The sequence below is a fragment of the Actinoplanes sp. NPDC051405 genome, assembly GCF_055586185.1.
The window spans coordinates 163598-183880 of record NZ_JBVJIR010000007.1; the positions used below are offsets into that span (position 1 = coordinate 163598).

General features: G+C 73.7%; 18 protein-coding genes. 4 read left to right on the forward strand and 14 right to left on the reverse strand.

Translation table 11 applies throughout. From position 1 onward, the window contains the following. Nucleotides 1–175: 175 nt before the first annotated feature. Nucleotides 176–556, reverse strand: a complete 381-nt coding sequence (locus tag ACZ6S4_RS17325) for a VOC family protein (protein ID WP_465475889.1) — start codon at nucleotides 554–556, stop codon at nucleotides 176–178. Between the two features lie 35 nt (nucleotides 557–591). Between ACZ6S4_RS17325 and ACZ6S4_RS17330 the strand changes: the two genes are divergently transcribed. Both ACZ6S4_RS17330 and ACZ6S4_RS17335 read left to right on the forward strand, forming a co-directional pair. Continuing rightward, a complete protein-coding gene (locus ACZ6S4_RS17330) occupies nucleotides 592–1524 on the forward strand; it encodes an RNA polymerase subunit sigma-70 (protein ID WP_465475890.1) in 933 nt (310 codons plus the stop codon). Continuing rightward, the gene (locus ACZ6S4_RS17335; RefSeq protein ID WP_465475891.1) at nucleotides 1505–2296 is read left to right on the forward strand and encodes an inositol monophosphatase family protein; all 792 of its coding nucleotides are present in this window, start codon (nucleotides 1505–1507) and stop codon (nucleotides 2294–2296) included. The genes ACZ6S4_RS17330 and ACZ6S4_RS17335 overlap by 20 nt, the downstream gene beginning before the upstream one ends. Before the next feature lie 6 nt (nucleotides 2297–2302). Here the strand turns inward: ACZ6S4_RS17335 and ACZ6S4_RS17340 are convergent, their stop codons facing one another. The 11 genes from ACZ6S4_RS17340 to ACZ6S4_RS17390 all read right to left on the reverse strand — a co-directional run bounded on the left by ACZ6S4_RS17340 (nucleotide 2303) and on the right by ACZ6S4_RS17390 (nucleotide 16394). After that, nucleotides 2303–2755: a DUF1707 domain-containing protein gene (locus tag ACZ6S4_RS17340; protein WP_465475892.1), complete on the reverse strand. Its 453-nt coding sequence runs from the start codon at nucleotides 2753–2755 to the stop codon at nucleotides 2303–2305. Between the two features lie 70 nt (nucleotides 2756–2825). Then, nucleotides 2826–3470, reverse strand: coding sequence for an FHA domain-containing protein (locus tag ACZ6S4_RS17345; RefSeq protein ID WP_465475893.1), 645 nt, complete (start codon nucleotides 3468–3470; stop codon nucleotides 2826–2828). Then, a complete protein-coding gene (locus tag ACZ6S4_RS17350) occupies nucleotides 3467–4732 on the reverse strand; it encodes a vWA domain-containing protein (protein WP_465475894.1) in 1266 nt (421 codons plus the stop codon). The genes ACZ6S4_RS17345 and ACZ6S4_RS17350 overlap by 4 nt, the downstream gene beginning before the upstream one ends. A gap of 10 nt (nucleotides 4733–4742) precedes the next feature. After that, entirely contained in the window at nucleotides 4743–5717 is a 975-nt protein-coding gene (locus ACZ6S4_RS17355) for a PP2C family serine/threonine-protein phosphatase (RefSeq protein ID WP_465475895.1), read from the reverse strand. Nucleotides 5718–5816: 99 nt separating this feature from the next. Beyond that, nucleotides 5817–8063 carry a serine/threonine-protein kinase gene (locus ACZ6S4_RS17360; RefSeq protein WP_465475896.1) on the reverse strand — a complete coding sequence of 749 codons (2247 nt, stop codon included), beginning with the start codon at nucleotides 8061–8063 and terminating at the stop codon, nucleotides 5817–5819. Beyond that, a complete protein-coding gene (locus ACZ6S4_RS17365) occupies nucleotides 8060–9259 on the reverse strand; it encodes a hypothetical protein (RefSeq protein ID WP_465475897.1) in 1200 nt (399 codons plus the stop codon). The genes ACZ6S4_RS17360 and ACZ6S4_RS17365 overlap by 4 nt, the downstream gene beginning before the upstream one ends. A gap of 6 nt (nucleotides 9260–9265) precedes the next feature. Continuing rightward, the gene (locus ACZ6S4_RS17370) at nucleotides 9266–10222 is read right to left on the reverse strand and encodes a glutamate ABC transporter substrate-binding protein (protein ID WP_465475898.1); all 957 of its coding nucleotides are present in this window, start codon (nucleotides 10220–10222) and stop codon (nucleotides 9266–9268) included. Further along, nucleotides 10222–11544, reverse strand: coding sequence for a hypothetical protein (locus tag ACZ6S4_RS17375; protein WP_465475899.1), 1323 nt, complete (start codon nucleotides 11542–11544; stop codon nucleotides 10222–10224). The genes ACZ6S4_RS17370 and ACZ6S4_RS17375 overlap by 1 nt, the downstream gene beginning before the upstream one ends. A 156-nt stretch (nucleotides 11545–11700) precedes the next feature. Then, entirely contained in the window at nucleotides 11701–13248 is a 1548-nt protein-coding gene (locus tag ACZ6S4_RS17380; protein WP_465475900.1) for a long-chain-fatty-acid--CoA ligase, read from the reverse strand. 90 nt (nucleotides 13249–13338) lie between these two features. Next, entirely contained in the window at nucleotides 13339–15651 is a 2313-nt protein-coding gene (locus ACZ6S4_RS17385) for an FtsX-like permease family protein (protein WP_465475901.1), read from the reverse strand. Next, a complete protein-coding gene (locus ACZ6S4_RS17390) occupies nucleotides 15648–16394 on the reverse strand; it encodes an ABC transporter ATP-binding protein (protein WP_465475902.1) in 747 nt (248 codons plus the stop codon). Before ACZ6S4_RS17390 ends, ACZ6S4_RS17385 begins: the two co-directional genes overlap by 4 nt. Nucleotides 16395–16504: 110 nt before the next feature. Between ACZ6S4_RS17390 and ACZ6S4_RS17395 the strand changes: the two genes are divergently transcribed. Further along, nucleotides 16505–17743, forward strand: coding sequence for a sensor histidine kinase (locus tag ACZ6S4_RS17395; protein WP_465475903.1), 1239 nt, complete (start codon nucleotides 16505–16507; stop codon nucleotides 17741–17743). A 41-nt stretch (nucleotides 17744–17784) separates the two neighbouring features. Next, the gene (locus ACZ6S4_RS17400) at nucleotides 17785–18372 is read left to right on the forward strand and encodes a LuxR C-terminal-related transcriptional regulator (protein WP_465476092.1); all 588 of its coding nucleotides are present in this window, start codon (nucleotides 17785–17787) and stop codon (nucleotides 18370–18372) included. A gap of 167 nt (nucleotides 18373–18539) precedes the next feature. Here ACZ6S4_RS17400 and ACZ6S4_RS17405 read toward each other — a convergent pair whose 3' ends face one another. After that, nucleotides 18540–19382: a DUF1028 domain-containing protein gene (locus ACZ6S4_RS17405; protein WP_465475904.1), complete on the reverse strand. Its 843-nt coding sequence runs from the start codon at nucleotides 19380–19382 to the stop codon at nucleotides 18540–18542. Nucleotides 19383–19634: 252 nt separating this feature from the next. After that, complete coding sequence (locus tag ACZ6S4_RS17410) at nucleotides 19635–19838, reverse strand: hypothetical protein (RefSeq protein ID WP_360543819.1); 204 nt, start codon at nucleotides 19836–19838, stop codon at nucleotides 19635–19637. Between the last annotated feature and the right edge of the window lie 445 nt (nucleotides 19839–20283).

Consider the following 20283-nt stretch of genomic DNA (forward strand, 5'->3'; position numbering starts at 1 on the left):
CGCGGGCGGAAGGGGCCGGCGGGCGGAAGGGGCCGGCGGGCGGAAGGGGCCGGCGGGCGGAAGGGGCCGGCGGGCGGAAGGGGCCGGCGGGCGGAAGGGGCCGGCGGGCGGAAGGGGCCGGCGGGCGGAAGGAGCCGGCTGGCGGAAGAACCGGCGGAAGGGACGGCCGGCCGGGCTAGGGCCAGACGGTGGAGTGTGCGGCGAAGAGCTCCGGGTCGCTGTGCACCGGCACGACGCAGAGCAGATGCCCGCCGGGCGCCCGCATGATGTGGCAGTCCAGCCAGCGGTTGATCTCCACCGCCCCCAGCGCCGCCAGCCGGGCCGCCTCCGCCTCGTGGTCGTCGGTCTCGATGTCCACGTGGTAGCGCGGCGCATCGTCGACCGCCTGCACGCCCATGGTCAGCGCGGGCAATGCCTGACGCAGCATGATGAACTGCTCCTCGTGCGGCTCGGGCACCGCCGGAACGCCCAGCGCGGCCGACCAGAAAGCCGCGGCCGCGGGCGCCTCCGGCGTCGGCGTGTCGACGAACAGACCGTAGAGGCGGCTGCGATGCATGGGGACCAGGCTAACAACGCGGTACCGTGCCAGGCGTGCAGCTCGAGGCGGAGCAGTTCCGGGTGGAGCTGACCGGGTACGCGTACCGGATGCTCGGCGCGGCCGCGGAGGCCGAGGACGCCGTGCAGGAGACGCTGCTGCGGGCCTGGCAGCATGCCGGCCGTTTCGACCCGGGCCGCGGCACCTTACGCACCTGGCTGTACGGCATCGCCACCAACGTCTGCCTCGACATGCTGCGCAGCGCCCAGCGGCGAGCCCGCGCCGTCGACCTGGGCCCGGCCGTGGAGGCGGGCGCACCGCTGGGCGCGCCGCTGCCGCCGGGCGTCTGGGTCCGGCCGATCGCCGACGAGCGGGTGCTGCCCGGCGACGATCCGGCCGAGCATGCGGTGCGCCGGGAGTCCGTACGGCTGGCTTTCATCGCCGCCCTGCAACGGCTCTCGCCGCGGCAGCGCGCCGTGCTGATCCTGCGTGACGTGCTGAGCTGGCCGGCCCGGGAGGTGGCCGACCTGCTCGACACGTCGGTGCCGTCGGTGACCAGCTCACTGCAACGGGCCCGGGCCACCGTGCGCCGCGCCGAGACGACCGAGCCGCTGGAGCCGGATGCCGCGGCGCTTTTGGAGCGGTACTGCCGGGCGTTCGAGCGCTACGACGTGGCGGCGATGGTCGCGTTGCTGCACGAGGACGCGACGATGACCATGCCGCCGTTGCTGTGGTGGCTGCGCGGGCGCGAGCAGATCCGGCAGGTGCTGCTGCACGGCGACGGATCATGCCGGGACGCCCGGATGGTGCCGGTCGCGGCCAACGGCACGACCGCGTACTGGCAGGAGCGGCCGACCGGGCCGGGTGGGGCGTACGAGCCGTTCGCTCTGATGTTCTTCGAGACCCGGGACGGACTGATAACGGAGATCACCACGTTTCTCGACGAGCCGGCCGCGCAGTGGGGGCAGGATGGGACGCGTGCAGAGTGATTGTGAATTGGCCCGGACAGCCGCCCACGCCGGCGCGACAGTCGCCCTGAAGTACTTCGCCGAGCTCGCCGGCCTGCCGCGCGAGCTCAAGGCCGACGGCAGCGTCGTCACCGAGGCGGACCGGGCCACCGAGGCCGCGATCCGCGCCGTGCTGGCCGAGGCCCGGCCGTACGACGCCATCCTGGGCGAGGAGGGCGGCGAGACCGGTGCGGGCGCCCGGCGCTGGATCATCGACCCGATCGACGGGACGGCCCAGTTCGTCGCGGGCGACGACCGGTGGCTGGTGCTGGTCGCTCTGGAGGAGGCCGGCGAGATCGTCGCCGCAGTGGCCGCGGTCCCCGCGCAGGACCGGGTCTGGTGGGCGCGCCGCGGCGGCGGCGCCTATGAGACAAACCTCGACGGTACGGCGGACAAGCGCATCCACGTCTCCGACCGCCGCACCACGCTGAGCGCCGCCCGGCTCGGTGTCATCCCGGTCGCGCCGAACCTCTACCCCTCCGACCTGGCCATCTCCGCGCCGCTGACCGCTGTGACGCCGGCCGTGGAGTGGGACGTGCACGCCGGCCTGCTCGTCGCCGGCGGCACCCTCGACCTGGCCGTGCAGACCCGCGGCGAGGTGTGGGACTTCGCCGCCACCTCGTTGATCGTCACCGAGGCGGGCGGCTGTTACGGCGGCGTGGACGGCATTCGGGGGCCGCGCGCCGGTGTCTCCCTCTACGCCGCGAACCGTTCCCTGTGGCAGGCCGCGGCCGAGGTGCTCTGGCCGGCCTGAGCCGCGCTACGGGGAGGTGCTGGAGTTCAGCGCGAAGACCAGCGCCACGACCGCGCCGATGGAGAGCACGACGCTGATGATGCCCAGGACGCGGCCGATCAGCGCCGGCCCGACGCCGTGCGCGCCGCGCCCGCGGGTGCTCATGACGATGGCGGCGATGCCGAAGATCCAGCCCAGCAGGCAGAACGACAGCGGTACGCCGATGACGCCCAGGATCAGGGCGGTCCGGCCGGCGTTGCGGTTCGGCGGGGTCGGCGGCGCGGCGTTGCGCGGGTCCCACTGCAACCGGGGCGGGAGATCCTGCACCTGGGCCATGAGGTCCGAGGCGTACGTGGCCGTGCTGACCGCGACCACCCGGCCGTCGTACTGCTCGGTGGTCAGCAGGCCCTCGCCCAGGGCCTGACTCAGCTGGTCGATCACCTGGGTGCGGTGCACGGTGCCGATGCGCTCGTCCTTCATCGGTGGCGAACGTATCGCGCGCCGGGCGGGCCGCGCGGCGAAACCCGCACAGTCACCCGCACGGATGCGCTCAGGTCGGGGCGTGCAGCAGGATCGTCGTCCAGGCGCCGACGTGGACCCGGTCGCCGTGGCCGACGCTGCGGGTCTGCCCGGCCGTCAGCGGTTTGGGCTCGTCGTTGAGGTAGGTGCCGTTGGTCGAGCCGAGGTCGGAGACCAGCCAGACGCCGTCCACGCTCAGGGTCAGCAGGGCATGGCTGTGCGAGACGCCCGGGTCGGCGTCGGCCAGGTCGATCTCCGGGTCCGTGCCCTTCGACGTGCTCTTGCGGCCGATCCGCACCTGCGGGGCGGGCAGCGTCACCGTGCGCTCGGTGGGCTGCTCCGGGAAGTCGACACCCTCGATGGCGTTGGCCGCGAAGTACTCCCGGTCGGCGAACACGATCGCCGTCCACTGTGCCGTCGGCGGCCCGGCCGCCGGGGGCTGGACCAGCGCGGGCACCTTGCCGGTGCTGTGGTCGAAGCCGCAGTCCTCGCAGAAGCGGCCCGCCCCGGCCCGGGGCGTGCCGCAGTTCGGGCAGGGTTCCCCGCTCGGGAAGGCCGGCGGAGCGGCCGGGGCGACGCCCGGGCTGAACACCGCGGTGCCGCCGATCTTCGCGCCGCAGGTGTCGCAGAAGTCGTCGGTCGTGGACGCGTGGCCCTTGGGACAGGCGTACGTCATGACGACCGTCCCACCCGTACGGTCTTGGTCGAGCGGGTGTCCAGGGCCATCTCGTCGGCCGCCTCGACCTTGCGGCGCAGCCGGACCGTGCCGGTCGCCGCGTCCTCGATGTCGACGACCGTGGCCAGCAGCTCCTCGGTCGCCTTGTTGCCGCTCTCGTGGGCGAGCTGGGCGGCCCGGCCGAACTTCAGCGTCGCCGTCCGGTCGTCACCGGCCTTGCGCGCCTCGATGCCGGCCTGGATCGCGTCGGCCAGCTCGGCCTGCCCGGTGTAGTGCGCCACCTGACGGTTGATCCGGGTGGACAGCGCCGAGTCCTCGGTCCACACCGCCCGCACCAGGGTCTGCGCCAGCACGTTGTCACCCTCCACCACGGACACCCGGGCAGCGAGCATCTCGTCACCGGCCGCGCCCGGGGTCACGTCGACGCAGATGTGGTAGTCGCGGCTCTCCGAGCCCCACGAGCCCAGCGGGTAGCGGCCGGCCCGGGGACCGTCCTCGACCCGCTTGCCGGTCAGGTCGGCCACCTGCGGCTCGACCTGCTTGACGAAACGCACCGTCGAGTTCACCGGGGTCCAGACCTTGAGCTGCACGTCGGCGCTGGTCTTGCCCATCGCCGCGGTCATCATCTGCTCGAACGCGGCAGCCAGGTCCTGCGGGCGGGCGACGATGTCGACCGTGCCGAGCATCGCGGTGGCGATCTTGCGCAGCTCGGAGACCGTCCAGTTGGTGCCGACGCCGCGGCAGTCGCAGGTGAAGGAGCCGCCGAGCTCCTGCAGCACACCCTCGAGGTAGCCCTTGTACTCGCCGTTCTCGCCGTCGGTCAGCAGGATGGCGTGGGCGATGTCGCCCGGGCGCTGGGCGAACAGCTGACCGGCCAGCTTCAGCCAGGCGCCCATGGCCGTACCGCCGTTGGCCTGGAGCCGGTCGATCGCGCCGACCGCCTGGGCCCGGGTCTCCGGGGTGGCCACCGCGAGCTGGCCGGGCGCCGGGAAGAGCTGCTGGGCGGTGCTCACGCCGGCGATGATGGCGAAGCGCACGCCGTCGTCGATGCAGTTGACCGCGGCCTTGGCGGCCTGGCGGGCGGCGACCATCCGGCCCTCGGCCTGCATCGAACCGGAGCAGTCGACGATGATGATCTCGGTGGCGCCGGCCGTGCGCCGTCCGCCCTCCGCGCCGGACGAGGCGACGGTGACGATCGCGTTGACTTCGGTCGCGCCCAGGGCGAGGAACTCGTTCTGGAACGCCTCGGCGGTGTACGGCACGGGCTCTCCCTTAGCTGTCGAGGGTGTTGAAGGGGACGAGGGCGACGGTGATGTTGTCCGAGCCGCCCGCCGCGTTGGCGAAGTCGACGAGGGCGCGACCGGCCTCCAGCAGACCCGCCGAGTCGCGCAGCGCGGCCCGGACGGTGTCGGCGAACTCGGCCGGCTCGGTCAGGTAGTTCCACAGGCCGTCGCTGCAGAGCACCAGGTGGCCCGGGGTCTCGGCGAAGAAGGCACCGGTGCGCGGGCGGATCGTGCCCGCGTCCGCGCCCAGCCAGGCGGTGATGGCGTGCGCCTTGGGATCGTTCCAGGCCGACTGCGGGTCGACGCCGAGCGAGATGGCGTGGGTGGCCCACGAGTCGTCCTCGGTGAGCTGCACGGCGTCGCCCTCGACGGGCACCCAGTAGCCGCGGCTGTCGCCGACCCAGCCGTACCCGATCTCGGTGCCGCGCACGCAGGCCGCGACGATCGTGCAGGCCGGGTTGGACGTGGCCCGGCGCGGGTCGCCGGTCGCCGCCAGCGCGGCGACCGCGGTCCCGGCGGCGAGGATCGCCTCGGCGATGCTCTCCGGCAGCTCGGCCCCGGCGGTGAGCAGGGCCTTGCCGGTCACCTCGGCGGCGGTCTCCGAGGCGACGTCCGGGTCGAACGACGCCGACACCCCGTCGCAGACCACTACGTCGACCTCGGCGCCGCGGGTGGCCAGCCACATCGCGTCCTCGTTGCGGTGGTGCCGCAGACCCCGGTCGGTGACCGCGGCGGCGACCGGGCCCGCGTCGGCCTCGACGTGGTCGCGGGGCCGGGCCGCGAGCAGCCCGCAGTTGCCGCAGTAGCCGTCGTCGCCGACCGCGCCCGCCGCGCCGCAGGACGGGCAGTCCTTGCCGATCGCCTTGCCGGCGCCCGTGGCCAGCGGCTTGCCGCAGCTCTCGCAGAAGGCAGCCCCGGCGGCGCGCTCATCGGCGCACGAGGGGCAGTCAGGTCGGGAGCTCATGCGGTGCTACCCGCCTTCGGCATGCTCGGCCGGCCCGGCCGGGCGCGGCCGTAGCAGGCCGCCGGCGGGCGGATTTCGGTGCAGTCGATCATGCCCACCTCACGTGCGGGTCCTCGGCCGGGCCGCGTTGGCCAGGTCCACCAGCCGGATCTTCTCCGGCCCGTGGGCGGCCCGGGCCATCTCCCGGTACGCGCCCTCCAGCGCGAAGCGTACGTCCCGCTCCCCGGCGTACGTGGCGCCGGGCGTGCCCAGCACCGCGGCCGGCACCGGGGTCCCGCCGGTCAGCGTGCTCAGCGCCCGTTCCAGCAGCTCGGCCCGGAGCGCGGCGAGCTGGGCGGCCTCCATCTCGAGCCGGTCGATCAGGGCGGCCGCGGCCGCCAGGGCGGCCACGTCGGCCGCCGCCGCCGGATGCGAGCGGACCAGCGCGCGCACGGCGCCGACCTGGGAGCTGCGGTACGCCGCCGAGGTCCCCGGCACCCGGTTGTACGCCTCCACGGCCCCGTCGCGGTCCCCGGTGGCGAGCCGGCACCGGGCCAGCCCCGCCGCCGCGGTCGTGTACGCCGGGTCGGTGCGGCTCACCACGTCGTAGTAGCCCGCGGCCTCGGCCGGGCGCCCGGCCAGCTCCAGCGTCAGGCCCAGCGCCAGCTTGGGCGCGAGCTCACCGGGCAGGGCCGAGTAGACCGCGTCGAACTGCTCCTGGGCCCGGGGCAGGTCACCGGAGGCCAGCGCCAGGACACCGTCGTACCAGGCGACCCGCCAGTCCCCGCCGGCGTGCGCCGCGATGGTGTCGCGCATCCGGACCGCGTCGGCGAAGGCGTCCCGGCCGCTGCCGGCCGCACCCAGGTCGATCAGCGCGCGCAGCGCCCGCAGCTGCACTTCGAGGGTGTTCTCCGGGGCCTTACCGAGCAGGGTGAGGACCTGCTGCGGCTCGGTGACGGTGACCGAGGCCAGGAAGGCGGCGGCCGGGTCGGTCAGGTCGATCATCGGCGCGGGCAGGAACCGCCACTGCGGTTCGTCGTTGCGGGGGTCATGGTTTAGGTATCTCTGGTTTTGCGGCGAAGCCGCCATGGGCAGCTCGGTGCGCAGCTCGCCGGTGAACAGCCGGGAGGTGGCCGGGCGGGGGTCGCCGTCGGCGGCGAGCACCTCGCGCAGCACGCCCAGCATCTGCTCGGTCATCTCGCCGGCGTCGACGAACCGCTCGGCCGGGTCGGTGCGGGTGGCTCGCTGCAACAGCCGGTAGAAGGACTCGTGGCGCTGGTAGACCTCGAACTCGCCGCGGTCGGGCAGGCTGTCCTTGAAGGTGCTCTGGTAGCCGCGGAAGTCGGTGGTGAGCACGGCCAGGGTGCGCCCGATGGTGTACAGGTCGGACTGGATCGACGGGCCGGCCGTGGCCATCTCGGGCGCCTGGTAGCCCAGCGTGCCGTACAGCGCGGCGTCCTGGTCGTCGATGTGCACGACGCCACCGAGGTCGATGAGCTTGACCTGGTCGCCGGTCTGGATGACGTTGTCCGGCTTGAAATCGCAGAAGATCAAGCCGCGGTCGTGCAGGTAGCCGAACGCCGGCATGATCTCCAGGACGTAGGCCAGCGCCTGGTCCACCGGCAGCGGGTCCGGCTGGTTGTTGTTGGCCGTACGGCGGTCCTTGAGGATGCCCTTGAGCGACTCCCCGCCGACGTACTCCATGACGATGTAGCCGGCGCCCTCGTGCTCCACGAAGTTGTAGATCTTGACGATGTTCGGGTGCTCGACCTCGGCCAGGAAGCGCTGCTCGGCCACCGCCGCCGCGAGCGCGTCCTCGTCGCCGGAGTTGAGCAGGCCCTTGAGCACCACCCAGCGGTCCGAGACGCGCTTGTCGTTGGCCAGGTAGATCCAGCCGAGCCCGCCGTGGGCCAGCGCGCCGATCACCTCGTACTGCCCGCCGACCAGGTCGCCCTTACCGAGCTTGGGGGTGAAGTTGAACGCCTCGCCGCAGGACGGGCAGAAGCCGGCGGTGCGCCCGGGCCGGTCACCGCGGGCCCGGCCGACCGGACTGCCGCACTTGGCGCAGTACCGCTTGTCCTCGGGCACCTCGGCCACGGCCATGATCGCCGTGGCGGGATCGCGCTCGGGCAGCGGCGCCACGTCGACCAGGCCACCGCCGAAACGGCGGCGGCGGGATCCGGTGCGGGCGCTGCCGGTGCGGGCGGAGCCACCGGTACGGGTGGAGAGCGCAGCCGTGCGCACCGAGGGAGCCGTGGCCGTACGCGGCTTCGGGGGCGCGGCGACTCCTCCCTTGACCGGGGCCATGCCGCAGGTGTCGCAGTAGCCGTCCTGAATGGTGCCGGGACAGTCGCGCTGGCATTTCACAGAAGGCCGTCCCTCGCTGTCGTCGTGGCGGTGAGCCGGGCCACCGCGTCCTGGTACGCGTTCACCGCGGCCCGGGCGGCGTCGACATCGCAGGGCGCGATGTAGAGCGCGTCGCGGGCCCGTTCGGCCAGTGGCGCGAGCGCCGGATCCTCGGACAGCCCACGCCGGCCGGCCTTGGCCTGGTACGCGTCCAGCCGCCCGCGCAGCTCGTTGCGGGCCGCCAGCATCCCGGCGTTCCGGGCGGTGGCGTCGCGCAGGGCGGCAATCCGTTCCCGGGCCCGGCGGCTCCACTCGGCCAGCCGTGGACTGAGCAACGCCCAGTGCCCGGCGGCGGCGAGGGCGTCCAGAGCCGCCAGATCCGGTCGCAGGTCCGGGCCGGACACGACGGCGATGGCGCTGTCGGCGAAGCGGCCGGCGGCGTTCTGCTCGGCCACCGCCGCGGCCCGGGCCGCCTCGGCCAGCTGGTCGAGCAGGGCGTGCGCGTCGGTCAGGCGCTGGGTGAGCGCTTCCCGCAGCTCACCGGCCGAGGTGCGTTCCGCATCAGCCCGGTCCAGCAGCGAGCGGACGGTGGCCAGAGCCCGCTCGTCGCAGCCCAGCGGGTCCGAGGCGAGCGCGGAGGTGAAGTCGCCGAGCAGCCGGTCGGCCTCGTCCAGGGTCGCCGAGCGGGTCAGGCCGCGCAGGTGGGCCAGCGACGAGGCGACCGTGGCGGCCTCGGGCATCAGCCGGTGCCACACGTCGCCGGCGCGGACGGCCACGTCGACCGCGGTCTTGAAGGCGGCCTCCATCGCGGCGAGCAGCTCGGCCGGCGTGCACGTGGTGCTGACCTGGCCGGCTCCGAGCAGGCCGCGCTGGGCCAGTGGCACCGTCGTGGTCGAGAGGGTGATCGAGCGGCCGAGGACCTGGTGCACGTACGCGGTCTTCTCGGTGTCGGTGAACCGCCGCTGATTGCGCACCGACCGGGCCGAGGTGATGAGCGCGGTCAGCATGCCGTAGCCGTCCCACAGCTGGGTCAGCGCGGTGGTGGCGTCGGCCCAGGCGGCGGCCGTACGCCCGGTCAGTGGTCCCTTGTCGAGATCCTTGCGGGCCGTGTTGTCGTCGAGGTCCACCAGGTTCGCCGCCACGGCCGCCGCGGCCGCCTCCAGGCGCAGCAGCTCGCTGTCGGCGCGGCCGAGCAGGTCCTGGGTGGGTGCGGTCACGGCGGGTCAGTCCCGGTACTCGGCGACCGGCGGCTGCGGGGCGGCGCCGAAGTCACCGAGCCACCGCTCGTACGTGGCCTTCCAGGTGCCGTCGGCCCGGTTCTTGGCCAGCACCGCGTTGACGAAGCGGGTGAACTCCGGGTGGTCGTTGTTCATCGCCATGCCGTACGGCTCCTTGGTGAACGCGGGGCCGACGACCTTGGCGTACGGGTCCTGGGCGGCCAGCCCGACCAGGATGGTGTCGTCGGTGGAGATCGCGTCGACCTCGTTCTGCTGGAAGGCCACCAGGCAGTCACCGAAGCCGGGCCGGTCCACCGCGATCGGCTTGGCGGGATCCTTGGCGATGTTGTCGTACGAGGTGGAGCCCTTGGCCGCGCACACCTTCTTGCCGCCGAGGTCGCCCATGCCCTTGGCCTTCGAGGCCGACGAGACCAGCACCTTCTGCCCGGCGTCGTAGTAGATGGTGGAGAAGTTGACGTCCTTCCAGCGCGCGCAGTTGGCGGTCATCGTGTCGGCGACGATGTCGACCGAGCCGTCCACCGCGGAGCTGACCCGCTTGTCGTACGCGATGACCTTGATCTGGATCTTGTCGGGGTCGCCGAAGATGGCCTGGGCGATCTGCCGGCCCATGTCCACGTCGAAGCCCTCGACCTTGCCGGTGAACGGGTTGCGCGAGCTGAACAGCAGGGTGTCCTGGCTGGTGCCGAGCACCAGCCGGCCGCGCTTGTAGATCTCGGCCATGTAGGTGCCGGCCGGCATCTTGCCCGGGGCGGGCAGCGCGCCGGCGGGCTTGAGGCTGGCGCGCGGGTTGCAGGACGTGTCGACGGCGGCGGCGGGGCCGGTCGGCGCGGGTGCGGCGGACGCGCTCGGGCGCCCGGGCAGCGGGGACGAGTCGCCGGCGCAGCCCGTGGCGGCGAGCACGGACAGCGCGGCGACGGCGACGAGGGTGACACGGGCGCGCATCAGCGGTACTCCTCGAGTCGGGCGCGGATGCCGGCCACGGCGAGGCCGCAGATCAGCAGGGCGAGCAGCGGTCCGAGCACGGTGAGCAGGCCCAGCCCGCGGCCGGCCGCGCCGATCTCGTCGCCGAACACCTTCTTGCGGCTCTCCAGCGCCCGGTCGATGTCGTCGGTGAAGCCGGTGAAGGTCCGGCTGGTCTGCGGGCCGATGGCCAGCGCCACGGCGCCGTCGTAGTTGCCGCCGTTGTCGAGCTCGCGGACCTGGTCGTGGGCGCTGACGTAGGCGCGGTGGGCCTGGGCCGCGGACCGCACGTCCGCACCGGCGGAGCCGTCGGGCATGACCTCGGCGGCGTCGGTGAGCAGCTTGTCGAGCCGGCCGGCGGTCTGGTCGAAGTCGGCCTCCAGGGCGCCCTCGCCGGACCGGGCGGCCAGGGTCAGCGCCTCGTCGCCGCGCTCGCGCAGGGCCGCGATCCGCGTCTCGGCGAGCAGCGCGACCGGCCAGGAGCCCTCGGTGTCGGCCTCGGACAGGTGCGCGCGCTGCGCGATGAGCACCCCGCCCACGCCGACCGCCAGCACGAGGGTGATCGCCGTGGCGACCAGCAGCGGCACGTTGAACGTGCGGTGGGTCAGGCGGCTGAGGTGGCGCTGGGCCAGCACCAGCGCGGTGAGCAGCGCCAGCAGCAGCAGGATCAGCAGGGCGGTCCACCAGGAGCTGCGGGCGTCGCCGTAGCCGTCGTCGACCTCGCTCTGCGCGGCCTGGAACAGCGCCTGCGCCTGCGGCTGCAGCGAATCGCGGCTCAGGGTGGACGCCGAGGACAGGTACGCCGCGCCGATCGGCAGGCCCTGGCGGTTGTTGGCCCGGGCGCTGGCCACCAGGGCCGCATAGCGGGAGACGTCCGTGGACAGCTGCCGGATCGCGTCGGCCGAGCGGCCGGTCTCCGGGGTACGGCGGGCCGCCGAGGTCAGCGCGGTGGTGGCCCGGTCCAGATCGTCCTCGTAGCGACGGGTGAGGTCGGTCGGCTCCAGCCCGCCGGCCAGGAAAGCCTGCGCGGCGGTGGTGTCGGCGTCGGCGAGCGCGGAGTAGATCGTCTCGGCCTCGACCAGCAGCGGCTGGTCCCGGTTGCCGAGATCTGCGGTGCCGGTCGCGGCGGCCGACGCGGTGAGGCCGGCGACGAGGCCGGTCAGCAGGCCCAGGGTCACGAGCCCGGCGAGGATGAGCTGCAGCCGGCCGGGGGAGGTCCGCCGGAGCCGGGCGACGCGGTGCAGGACGCCACCGGAGGGGTTCGCCACGACCGGCACGGGCCGGTCGAGCTGTGCTGTGCTCAAGCTTCCTCCGTCGGTGCCGTGCGTGGTCGGGCGCTCACCCGCTCACTGTGCCGCACGCGCGCAAATGATCTTCTCCAGCGTCCCGGCCGGCCGAGTCTACGCACGAAAACGCACCCGGAGTGTCCCCCTCCGGGTGCGCGTTCGGCGTACGTCAGGTCAGGTCAGGGCGCGCTTGAGCAGCTTGCCGGTCGCGGTCATGGGCAGCGTGTCCACGAAGGTGACCAGTCTCGGGTACTTGTAGCCGGCCATCTGCTCCTTGCCCCAGGCGATGAGCTCCTCCTCGGTGACGGTCGCACCCTCCTTGCGGATCACGTACGCCTTCACCTCCTCGCCGTGGGTCTCGTGCGGCACCCCGATGACCGCGGCGAGCGACACCGCCTCGTGGGTCATCAGGACCTCCTCGATCTCGCGCGGGTAGACGTTGAAGCCACCGCGGATGATCATGTCCTTGGCCCGGTCGACGATGTAGTACCAGCCGTCCTTGTCGCGCTTGCCCAGGTCGCCGGTGCGGAACCAGCCGTTGTTCATCACCTCGGCGGTCGCGTCGGGCCGGTTGTAGTAGCCGCGCATGATGCAGTGCCCGCGGATGGCGATCTCGCCGATCTCCTCGCTGCCCTCGATCGTGTTCCACGACTCGTCGATCAGCTTGACCTCGACACCCCAGATCGGCACGCCGATCGAGCCCGGCCGCGGCTCGCTGTCCGGGTCGCTGAAGGTGGCCACCGGGGAGGTCTCGGACAGGCCGTAGCCCTCCAGGATGGTCCAGCCGAGCCGGTGGCGGACGTCCTTGATGATCTCCAGCGGCAGGCTGGAGCCGCCGCTGACCGTGCGCCGCATGGTGCGGGCGATCTTCTCCACGTCGACGTCGTCGGTCAGCGCGTTGAGCAGCCCCCAGTACATCGTCGGCACGCCGGCGAAGAAGGTGACGTTCTCCTTCTCCAGCAGCTTGACCGCGGCGGCCGGCTCGAAGCGGGGCAGCAGCACCAGCGTGGAGGCGCTGGAGAAGCCCGCGTTCATGTTGACCGTGGAGCCGAACGAGTGGAACAGCGGCAGCACCAGCAGGTGGGTGTCGGTGGCCGGCGCGGACTGGAACAGCCGGTTGCAGGTGAGCGCGTTGAGGATGAGGTTGGAGTGGCTCAGCTCGGCGCCCTTGGCCTGCCCGGTCGTGCCGCTGGTGTAGAGGATGACCGCGGGGTCGGTCTCGGCGGCGAGCACGGTCTCGAAGACCGGCGACTGCCCGGCCAGCGCCCGGCCCAGCGTCTCGGCGCCCTCGATCGGCGACTCGGCGGCCGGGTCGGCGGTGACCAGGAAGAAGTGCTCACAGGCGTCCACCTGGGCGAAGCCGGCGTGGCCCTCGGTGCCCATCGGCAGCTCGGGCGTGCCCTGGAAGCAGAAGTACGCCTTGGCCTGCGAATCGGTCAGGTGGTACGCGATCTCCCGCCCCTTGAGCAGCACGTTCAGCGGCACGACGACCGCGCCGGCCTTGAGGATGCCGTAGTAGAGCACCGGGAAGTACGGCAGGTTGGGACAGGACAGGGCGACCTTGTCCCCGGGGCCGATCCCCCGCGAGCGCAGCAGGTTGGCGACCTGGTTGGCCGCCGCGTTCACCTGCGCGTACGTCAGGCGCTGGTCGCCGAGGACGACAGCAGCCCGCTCGGGATAGTGACGGGCGCTGTCCTCCAGGAAGACGGAGAGGTTGAGCATGCGTGGGTCTCCTCGACAGATCCGCTGTGACGACGGTCTCAATCCCAACACGCCGACGGCACCCGAAGAACCCTCCGTTTCGATTTTGTTTCACATAGACCCAGCTCTCGCCCGGAGCACCGGCACGCCGGCCGCCACGACGGCGACGAGGGCACAGAGCAGCGCCACGCCGAGGTTCTGACCCCACGGCACCACGAGCTCGATCGCCTGCCCGATCTCCTCCTCGATCGAGCGCCGGGCCGCCAGCAGGCAGAACATCGCCACCGTGCCACCCAGCAGCGTGCCCGTCACCACCGCGAGCAGTGCCTCGCCCGACGTCACCCGCAGCACGTGGGACGTGCCGCCGCCGGCCAGGCGCAGGGCCCGGAACTCCTCGCGGCGGGCGGCCGTCGCCATCAGCAGGGTGTTGGCCACCGCGAGGCCCGTGTAGCCGACGCCCAGCGCGAGCAGCACGGCGAGGAAGATCTGCACGATCTCGTTCTCCTCGTCGATGTCGAGCTGCACGTACGCGCGGGCGGTGAGCACCCGCAGCCCGGTCGCCGGCACGGCCGGGCCGTCGAGCAGGACGGCCTCGGTCAGCGCGCCGGGGTCGTGCAGCCGGACCAGGTCGCGCGGGAGCAGGATCGCTTCCGGCGCGTCGTCGCGGACGGCGGTGACCGGCAGCGTCGCGGTGGTGCCGTCCGGGAACCGGACGTCCAGGCGGCGGGGCAGGTCCGCCAGTTCGCGCGACAGCACGACGCCCTCCTGACCGGCCGTCCCGGCCACGCCGTAGCGCGTCGTCTTGCCGTCGACTGTGACCAGCACGTGGCTGCTGAGGTAGGAGTCGCCGGGCTGGCCGGCCACGGCGGCGTCGGGCAGCCCCGGAGTGCCGTCGGGGGCGGCGACCAGCGCGGCGGGCACGTCGGCCGCCGCGTCCGCCCCGGCGGACTGGGAGATCGTCGAGACGGTCCCGGTGAGCAGCACCGCGAAGCCGATGGTGAGCAGCACAGGTGCCGCGGTCGAGGCGACCCGGCGGGCCCCGGTGAGGGTGCCTTCGCGGACCAGCATCCCGGTCGCGCCGCGCCGCCACGGCCAGGTCGTGAGCCGCACCAGCGGGACGATGATCACCGGAGCGAGCAGCGCGGCCCCGACGAGCAGCAGCATCGCGGCGCCCATCATGGCCGAGGACTGGGCGTCGGTGCTCATCGTGGGCAGGGAGATCAGCAGTGCGGCGCCCGCGATCACGCTCAGCACGCCGAGGGTCCAGCGGGGCCGGGTCATCGCCCGGTGCTCGATCGCCGCGTCCCGCAGGGCGTCCAGGGCGGGCACCCGGCTGGACCGCCGGGCCGCGGTCCAGACACCGGTCAGCGCGACCACGATGCCGAGTGCGAAGGAGCCGGCCAGCGCCGCCGGCTGCCAGGTCACGGCGAACCCCGCCGGTTCGAGCCCGGCGGCCACCAGCGGCGGCGCGAGCAGGGGAGCGGCCAGCGCCCCCAGCGGTACGCCCACCGCGCCACCCAGCACGCCGACGACCAGCGTCTCGGCGTACATCATCCGGATCACCTGGCCCGGGGTGGCACCGACCGCGCGCAGCAGGCCGATCTCGCGCCGCCGTTGCGCCGCGCTCAGCGCGCACGTGGAGGCGACCACGAAGATCGCCACGAAGGAGCCCAGCGAGACCATGGCGATCAGCAGTTGCGCGCCCAGCCAGCGGATCCGGGTCACGGACTCCGGCTCCAGGGTGTCGCGGGCCGCGCCGGACAGGACCGCGCCGCTGGTACCCACGGCCGCGCGGGCCGCCGCCGCGACTGCCTCGGCGTCACCGCTGACGGTCAGCCCGATGAGCCGGACCCCGGCGGACAGGGTGGCGGCGGTGGCGTCCGCGACGTAGAAGCCCGGGCCGTCGGTCGTGCCGGTCACCGTCCAGGTCGCCGGGCCGCGCGCGGTCAGCACGTCGACCCGTGAACCCGGTGCGTGGCCGGCCAGCGCGACCTCCCCGGGCCGCTCCGGTGGCGCGCCGGCATCGAGCCGGTATCCGCCGAGCGCCGCCGATGACCAGGCGTGTCCCTCGGTGAGCGCGGTCTGCGGGTCTCCGGTGGGCCGGCCGCCGATGACCCGCTGCACGTAGAAGGACGGGTCGGGGATCGCCGCGGTGACCCCGGGCAGCGCGGCGAGCCGCCCGGTCAGCCCGGCCGCCTCGGCGGTGGTCCACGAGCGGTACTCGGGGTAACCGTCGTCGTTGTCGCCGACCGACGGCGAGTGCACGAGCACCGGTGTCGCGGACAATCGCTCGGGGGTCTGCGGCTGCGACGACGCCCAGAGAGTGGTCGAGCCGGCCACGACACCCACGCCGAGTGTGATCGCGACGAAGGTGCCGGCGAACGCGGCGAACCGGTGCCGGACCATGTCCCAGGCGAGCCTCACTGCTCCTCCAGCCGGGCCATCCGCACGGCGATCTCCGGGGCGTCCGCCGGATGCTCGAGCACGTCCGCCACCCGGCCGTCGGCCAGCAGCAGCACCCGGTCGGCGTGCGCGGCCGCGTACGGGTCGTGCGTCACCATGACCACGGTCTGCGCGTGCCGGTCCACCGCCGTACGCAGCAGCCGCAGCACCTCCCGCGACGCCGTGGTGTCGAGCGCGCCGGTGGGCTCGTCGGCGAACAGCACCGCCGGCCGGGTCACCAGCGCCCGGGCGATCGCCACCCGCTGCTGCTGACCGCCGGAGAGCTCACTCGGGCGGTGCCGCGCCCGGTCGGCCAGCCCCACCTCCGCCAGCATCGCCCGGACCTCGCCCGCCGCCGGCCGCCGTCCCGCGAGCCGCAGCGGCAACGCGACGTTCTGCTCCGCGCTCAGCGCCGGGATCAGGTTGAACGCCTGGAACACGAAACCGACCCGGGCGCGGCGCACCTTGGTCAGCGCCCGCTCGGAGAGCCCGGTCAGACTCACGCCGTCGATCGTCACCTCGCCGCTGGTCGGCCGGTCGAGGCCCGCGGCGCAGTGCAGCAGGGTGGACTTGCCGGACCCGGACGGGCCCATCACCGCGGTGAACGTGGCCGGGGCGATCTCCACGTCGACCGCGTCGAGGGCGGTCACCGCGCTCTCGCCCGTACCGTAGATCCTGGAGACGGCCCGCAGCCGCACCGCCGTGCCGATGGTCGTGATGGTCATGGCCGAAGCCTTCCGGCCCGCCGGGCCCGGCACATTCCCCCGCGGGCGAGGATCGAAGGTATACCCAGCACTACCGAGCCGGGTGCGGCCCGCCGGTAGCGTGACTGCCCATGCCGGTCCGCAACGCGCTCGACGCGCTCACCATGCGGCCCACCCGGTTCCTCACGTCGTCGTGGCCGTGGCGCTCGCTGGCCTACCTCACCGGCGGCGCGATGATCGGCTTCGCCACGATCGTGGCCACCGTGCTGCTGCTGGCCGCGGGCGTGGTGCTGTCGGTCGTGGTGGTCGGGATCGCCGGGTATCTGGCCACCGTCCTGTCCGGGGTCGCTGTCGGCCGCCTGGAGCGGTGGCGGATGCGCCTGGTCGACCGCGAGGAACTGCCGGACCCGCACCGCCCACCCGGCACCCCCGGGCTGCGTCCCTGGCTCATGTGCCGCTTGCGCGAGCAGGCCACCTGGCGCGAACTCGGCTACACGATGCTCTCCGCGCTGGTGCTGTGCTGGATGGACGCGGTGGTCGTGGCCGCGGCCGTCTTCGCGCCCACGACCGTGCTGTTCGGCCCGTTCTACAACCGCGAGGACTCGCTCTGGCTCACCGTGCCGCTGGCCCTGGCGACCCCGGCCATTCTCGCCGTCGCGGCCTACCCGGTGACCGCGTGGGCCGGGGCCCGGGCGGCGATGGCCCGGGCGCTGCTGGCCCCGCGCAGCGACGACAACGACGCCAAACTGGTCGAGCTCAGCCGGTCCCGGGCCCGGCTGGTCGACGCGTTCGACGTCGAACGCCGGCGCATCGAACGCGACCTGCACGACGGCGCCCAGCAGCGGCTGGTCGCGCTGAGCATGCAGCTCGGCCTGGCCCGCCTGGAGCTGGCCGCCGGATCCCCGGCCGCGGTGCAGGTGACGGCGGCCCAGCAACTGGCCCGGGAAGCCCTGGCCGAGCTGCGCGAACTGATCCGCGGCGTGCACCCGAAGGTCCTCACCGACCGGGGCCTCGCGGCCGCCGTCGGTGACGCGGCCGGGCACGCCCCGGTGCCCGTCGACCTGGACCTGCGGCTCGGCGACCGGCTGCCGGACGCGGTCGAGGTGGCGGCGTACTTCGTGGTGGTCGAGGCGCTGGCCAACGTGGCCAAACACAGCGAGGCGACCCGCGCCGCGGTGACCGCCGGGATCCGCGGCGGCCGGCTCCACCTCGACGTCCGCGACGACGGCCGCGGCGGCGCCGACCCCGGCCGCGGCACCGGCCTGATGGGACTGGCGGACCGGGTCGCCGCGGTCGACGGCACGGTGGCGCTGTCCAGCCCGCCCGGCGGCCCGACCCTGCTGCACGTGGAGATCCCGTGCGGGTCGTGATCGCCGAGGACGGCGTCATCGTCCGCGAGGGCATCGCCGGCATGCTGCGCCACTTCGGCCACGAGGTGGTCGCGGCCGTCGCCGACGCGCCGGCCCTGCTCGCGGCCGTCGCCGAGCACCACCCCGACGTGGTGGTCACCGACGTGCGGATGCCACCGGGCTTCAGCGACGAGGGGCTGCAGGCGGCGATCGCGCTGCGGGCCGCCGACCCGGACCTGCCGGTCCTGGTGCTGAGCCAGTACGTGGAGCAGACGTACGCCGCCGAACTGCTCGACTCCGGCCACACCGCGGGCGTCGGCTACCTGCTCAAGGACCGCATCGGCGACGTGGCCGAGTTCGTCGACGCGCTGGTCCGGGTGGCTGCCGGCCGTACGGTGGTCGACCCGGAAGTGGTCCGGCAGCTCCTGGGCCGGCGCCGCGACCCGCTGGCCCGGCTCACGCCCCGCGAACGCGAGGTGCTGGCGCTGATGGCCGAGGGCCGCTCGAACACGGCGATCGCCCGCACGCTGGTGGTCAGCGAGGCGGCGGTGGCCAAACACATCGGCAGCCTGCTGGCCAAACTGGACCTGCCCCCGGACGTCGACGACCACCGCCGCGTCCGGGCGGTGCTGGCCTTCCTGCGCGGCTGAATCGACGCCGCCCACAGTCCGAACGCCACGGTGGTTGACAGCATGCGAGGGTGAGGCCGTACGTATCTCTGCGTGGTGCACGGGCTGCCGGGGGACCTGCTCGGGCTGCTCGAAGCCGGGCATCAGCGCCAGGTGTTGCGTCAGGCCGGCTCGGCGCAGCTGATCACTCAGGCGTTGCGGAGCTGGTCGAGGACCAGGGGGTCGATCTTTCCGGCGACGATGCGTTCCTCCAGGTTGGCGATGCCGGCCCAGGACGCCAGCGCCTCATCGAGGTCGGCCGCCTCCGCTCCCGCCGGGTGGCCCAGGGCGCTGAGCCGCTCGCGCACCTCGGCGCCGACGTCGCCGGCGAGGTCGAGCAGGGTTGCCGGGTCCGGGCGTTCGAAGTAGAGCGTGTGCAGTTCGAGCAGCCGGGTCAGCTCGGCGACCGGGTCCGGGTGGTCGTCCACGCGCAGGTCCACCACGACGTCGCTGGTGCCGCCGTACCCCTGGCCCTTGGCCACCACCAGCAGCGCCGCGCTCTGCCGGCCGCGGCGGTCGCCGCCGGCTTCGTCGCCCGCGCGCAGGGCGTCGAGCAGCCGGTACGCCAGGCGGGTCTGTTCCGTGCCGGCCAGCCAGGCCTTGCGCATCTGGTCGACCACCTGAGGTCCGGCCAGCATGTTGCCCTGGATGGCGAAGCCGTTCCCGGCCACGCCGCCGGCCCAGTCGTGGCAGGCCGAGCCGGTGAACGTCGCGCCCGGACCCTGCGTGCCGACCACGCCGACCTGCCGGTGGTCCACCGGGCCGGCGTCCGCGGCGATCAGGCCGGCGACCGTCTCGGCGGCGGGCACCCCGGTGGCCAGCAGGGCCAGGGCCTGCGGCCGGTACGCGAGGTTGGCGTACGACTGGGTCGCCACCGCGCCCACGTCCGCGAGGGCAGCGGGCACGGCTGCGCCGGCGCCCAGGAACTTGCTGGCCACAGCCACCCCGAGTGCGGCACCGTCGGCTGCGCGCGCCACGACAGAGAAGGTCATGAGCGCACGTTATCCGAGTCGTAACACGACAGGAGAAGACTGGGCCCGGGTGTCGCTCGACTTCGCCGGCGGCATCCGGTCGGTCTGATCACTGTCGCGCCCGCCGCCGCCCTCGGTTGGGGCCGACCATGGTCCGCCGTTCGCGGGCCGCGCCGGAGACGGCGCAGCCCGCGGTGCGGACCTCGAGCTACGGGCGGGGACGGTGCTTGCCGGTTCCTGACCCGCCCGTAGTTTCGCCCGCCCGTCGTTCCGTCAGCGGCCGAAGGCGAAGCGGGAGCGCTTCTTCTGCCGGCCGAAGCGGCCCTGCAGGGTGTCCGCGCCCTGACGCAGCAGCTTCGTGCCGCGGCTCGGTCCGCGCTTGGCCTCCACGGCGTCGCTGAGCTTGCGGGCGCCCGCCGCCGCCAGCGGAATGGCGATCGCCATGATCACGTAGCGCCTGATCAGGTTGAAGAACATCGGAGTCTCCTCGTCGCCGGTTGGGGTACGCCTCCTGATTACCCGTAGCGACGATCGCCACACGTGCCCCGGCCGCCGGTTACTTCGTCCGGGCGGGTGACAGCCGGGCCGCCAGTGCCTCCACGCCCGGTCCGGAGAGCCGGGAGAGGGCCGCGGGCCGGCCGGAGAGCAGCAGCTCAGGGCCGGATCGCCGCCCGGATCGGGCCGCCCGGGAGCCGGGTCACCGAGCTGGCCGAGCAGGCCGGGGTGACCAAGCAGGCGACGTGGAGCCGGCGTCTGGGCAAGCGCGGCACGGCCCAGTTGCGGCGGGCGCTGACCGAGCCGCGGGAGATCACCGATCCGTACCGGTGACGGCCGGTGGGGGGGGGGGGGGGGGGGGGGGGGGGGGAACGAGAAAACCCGCCCCCCATCCCAGAAGACAGGCAGGGGGGGGGTGGGTGTCTGT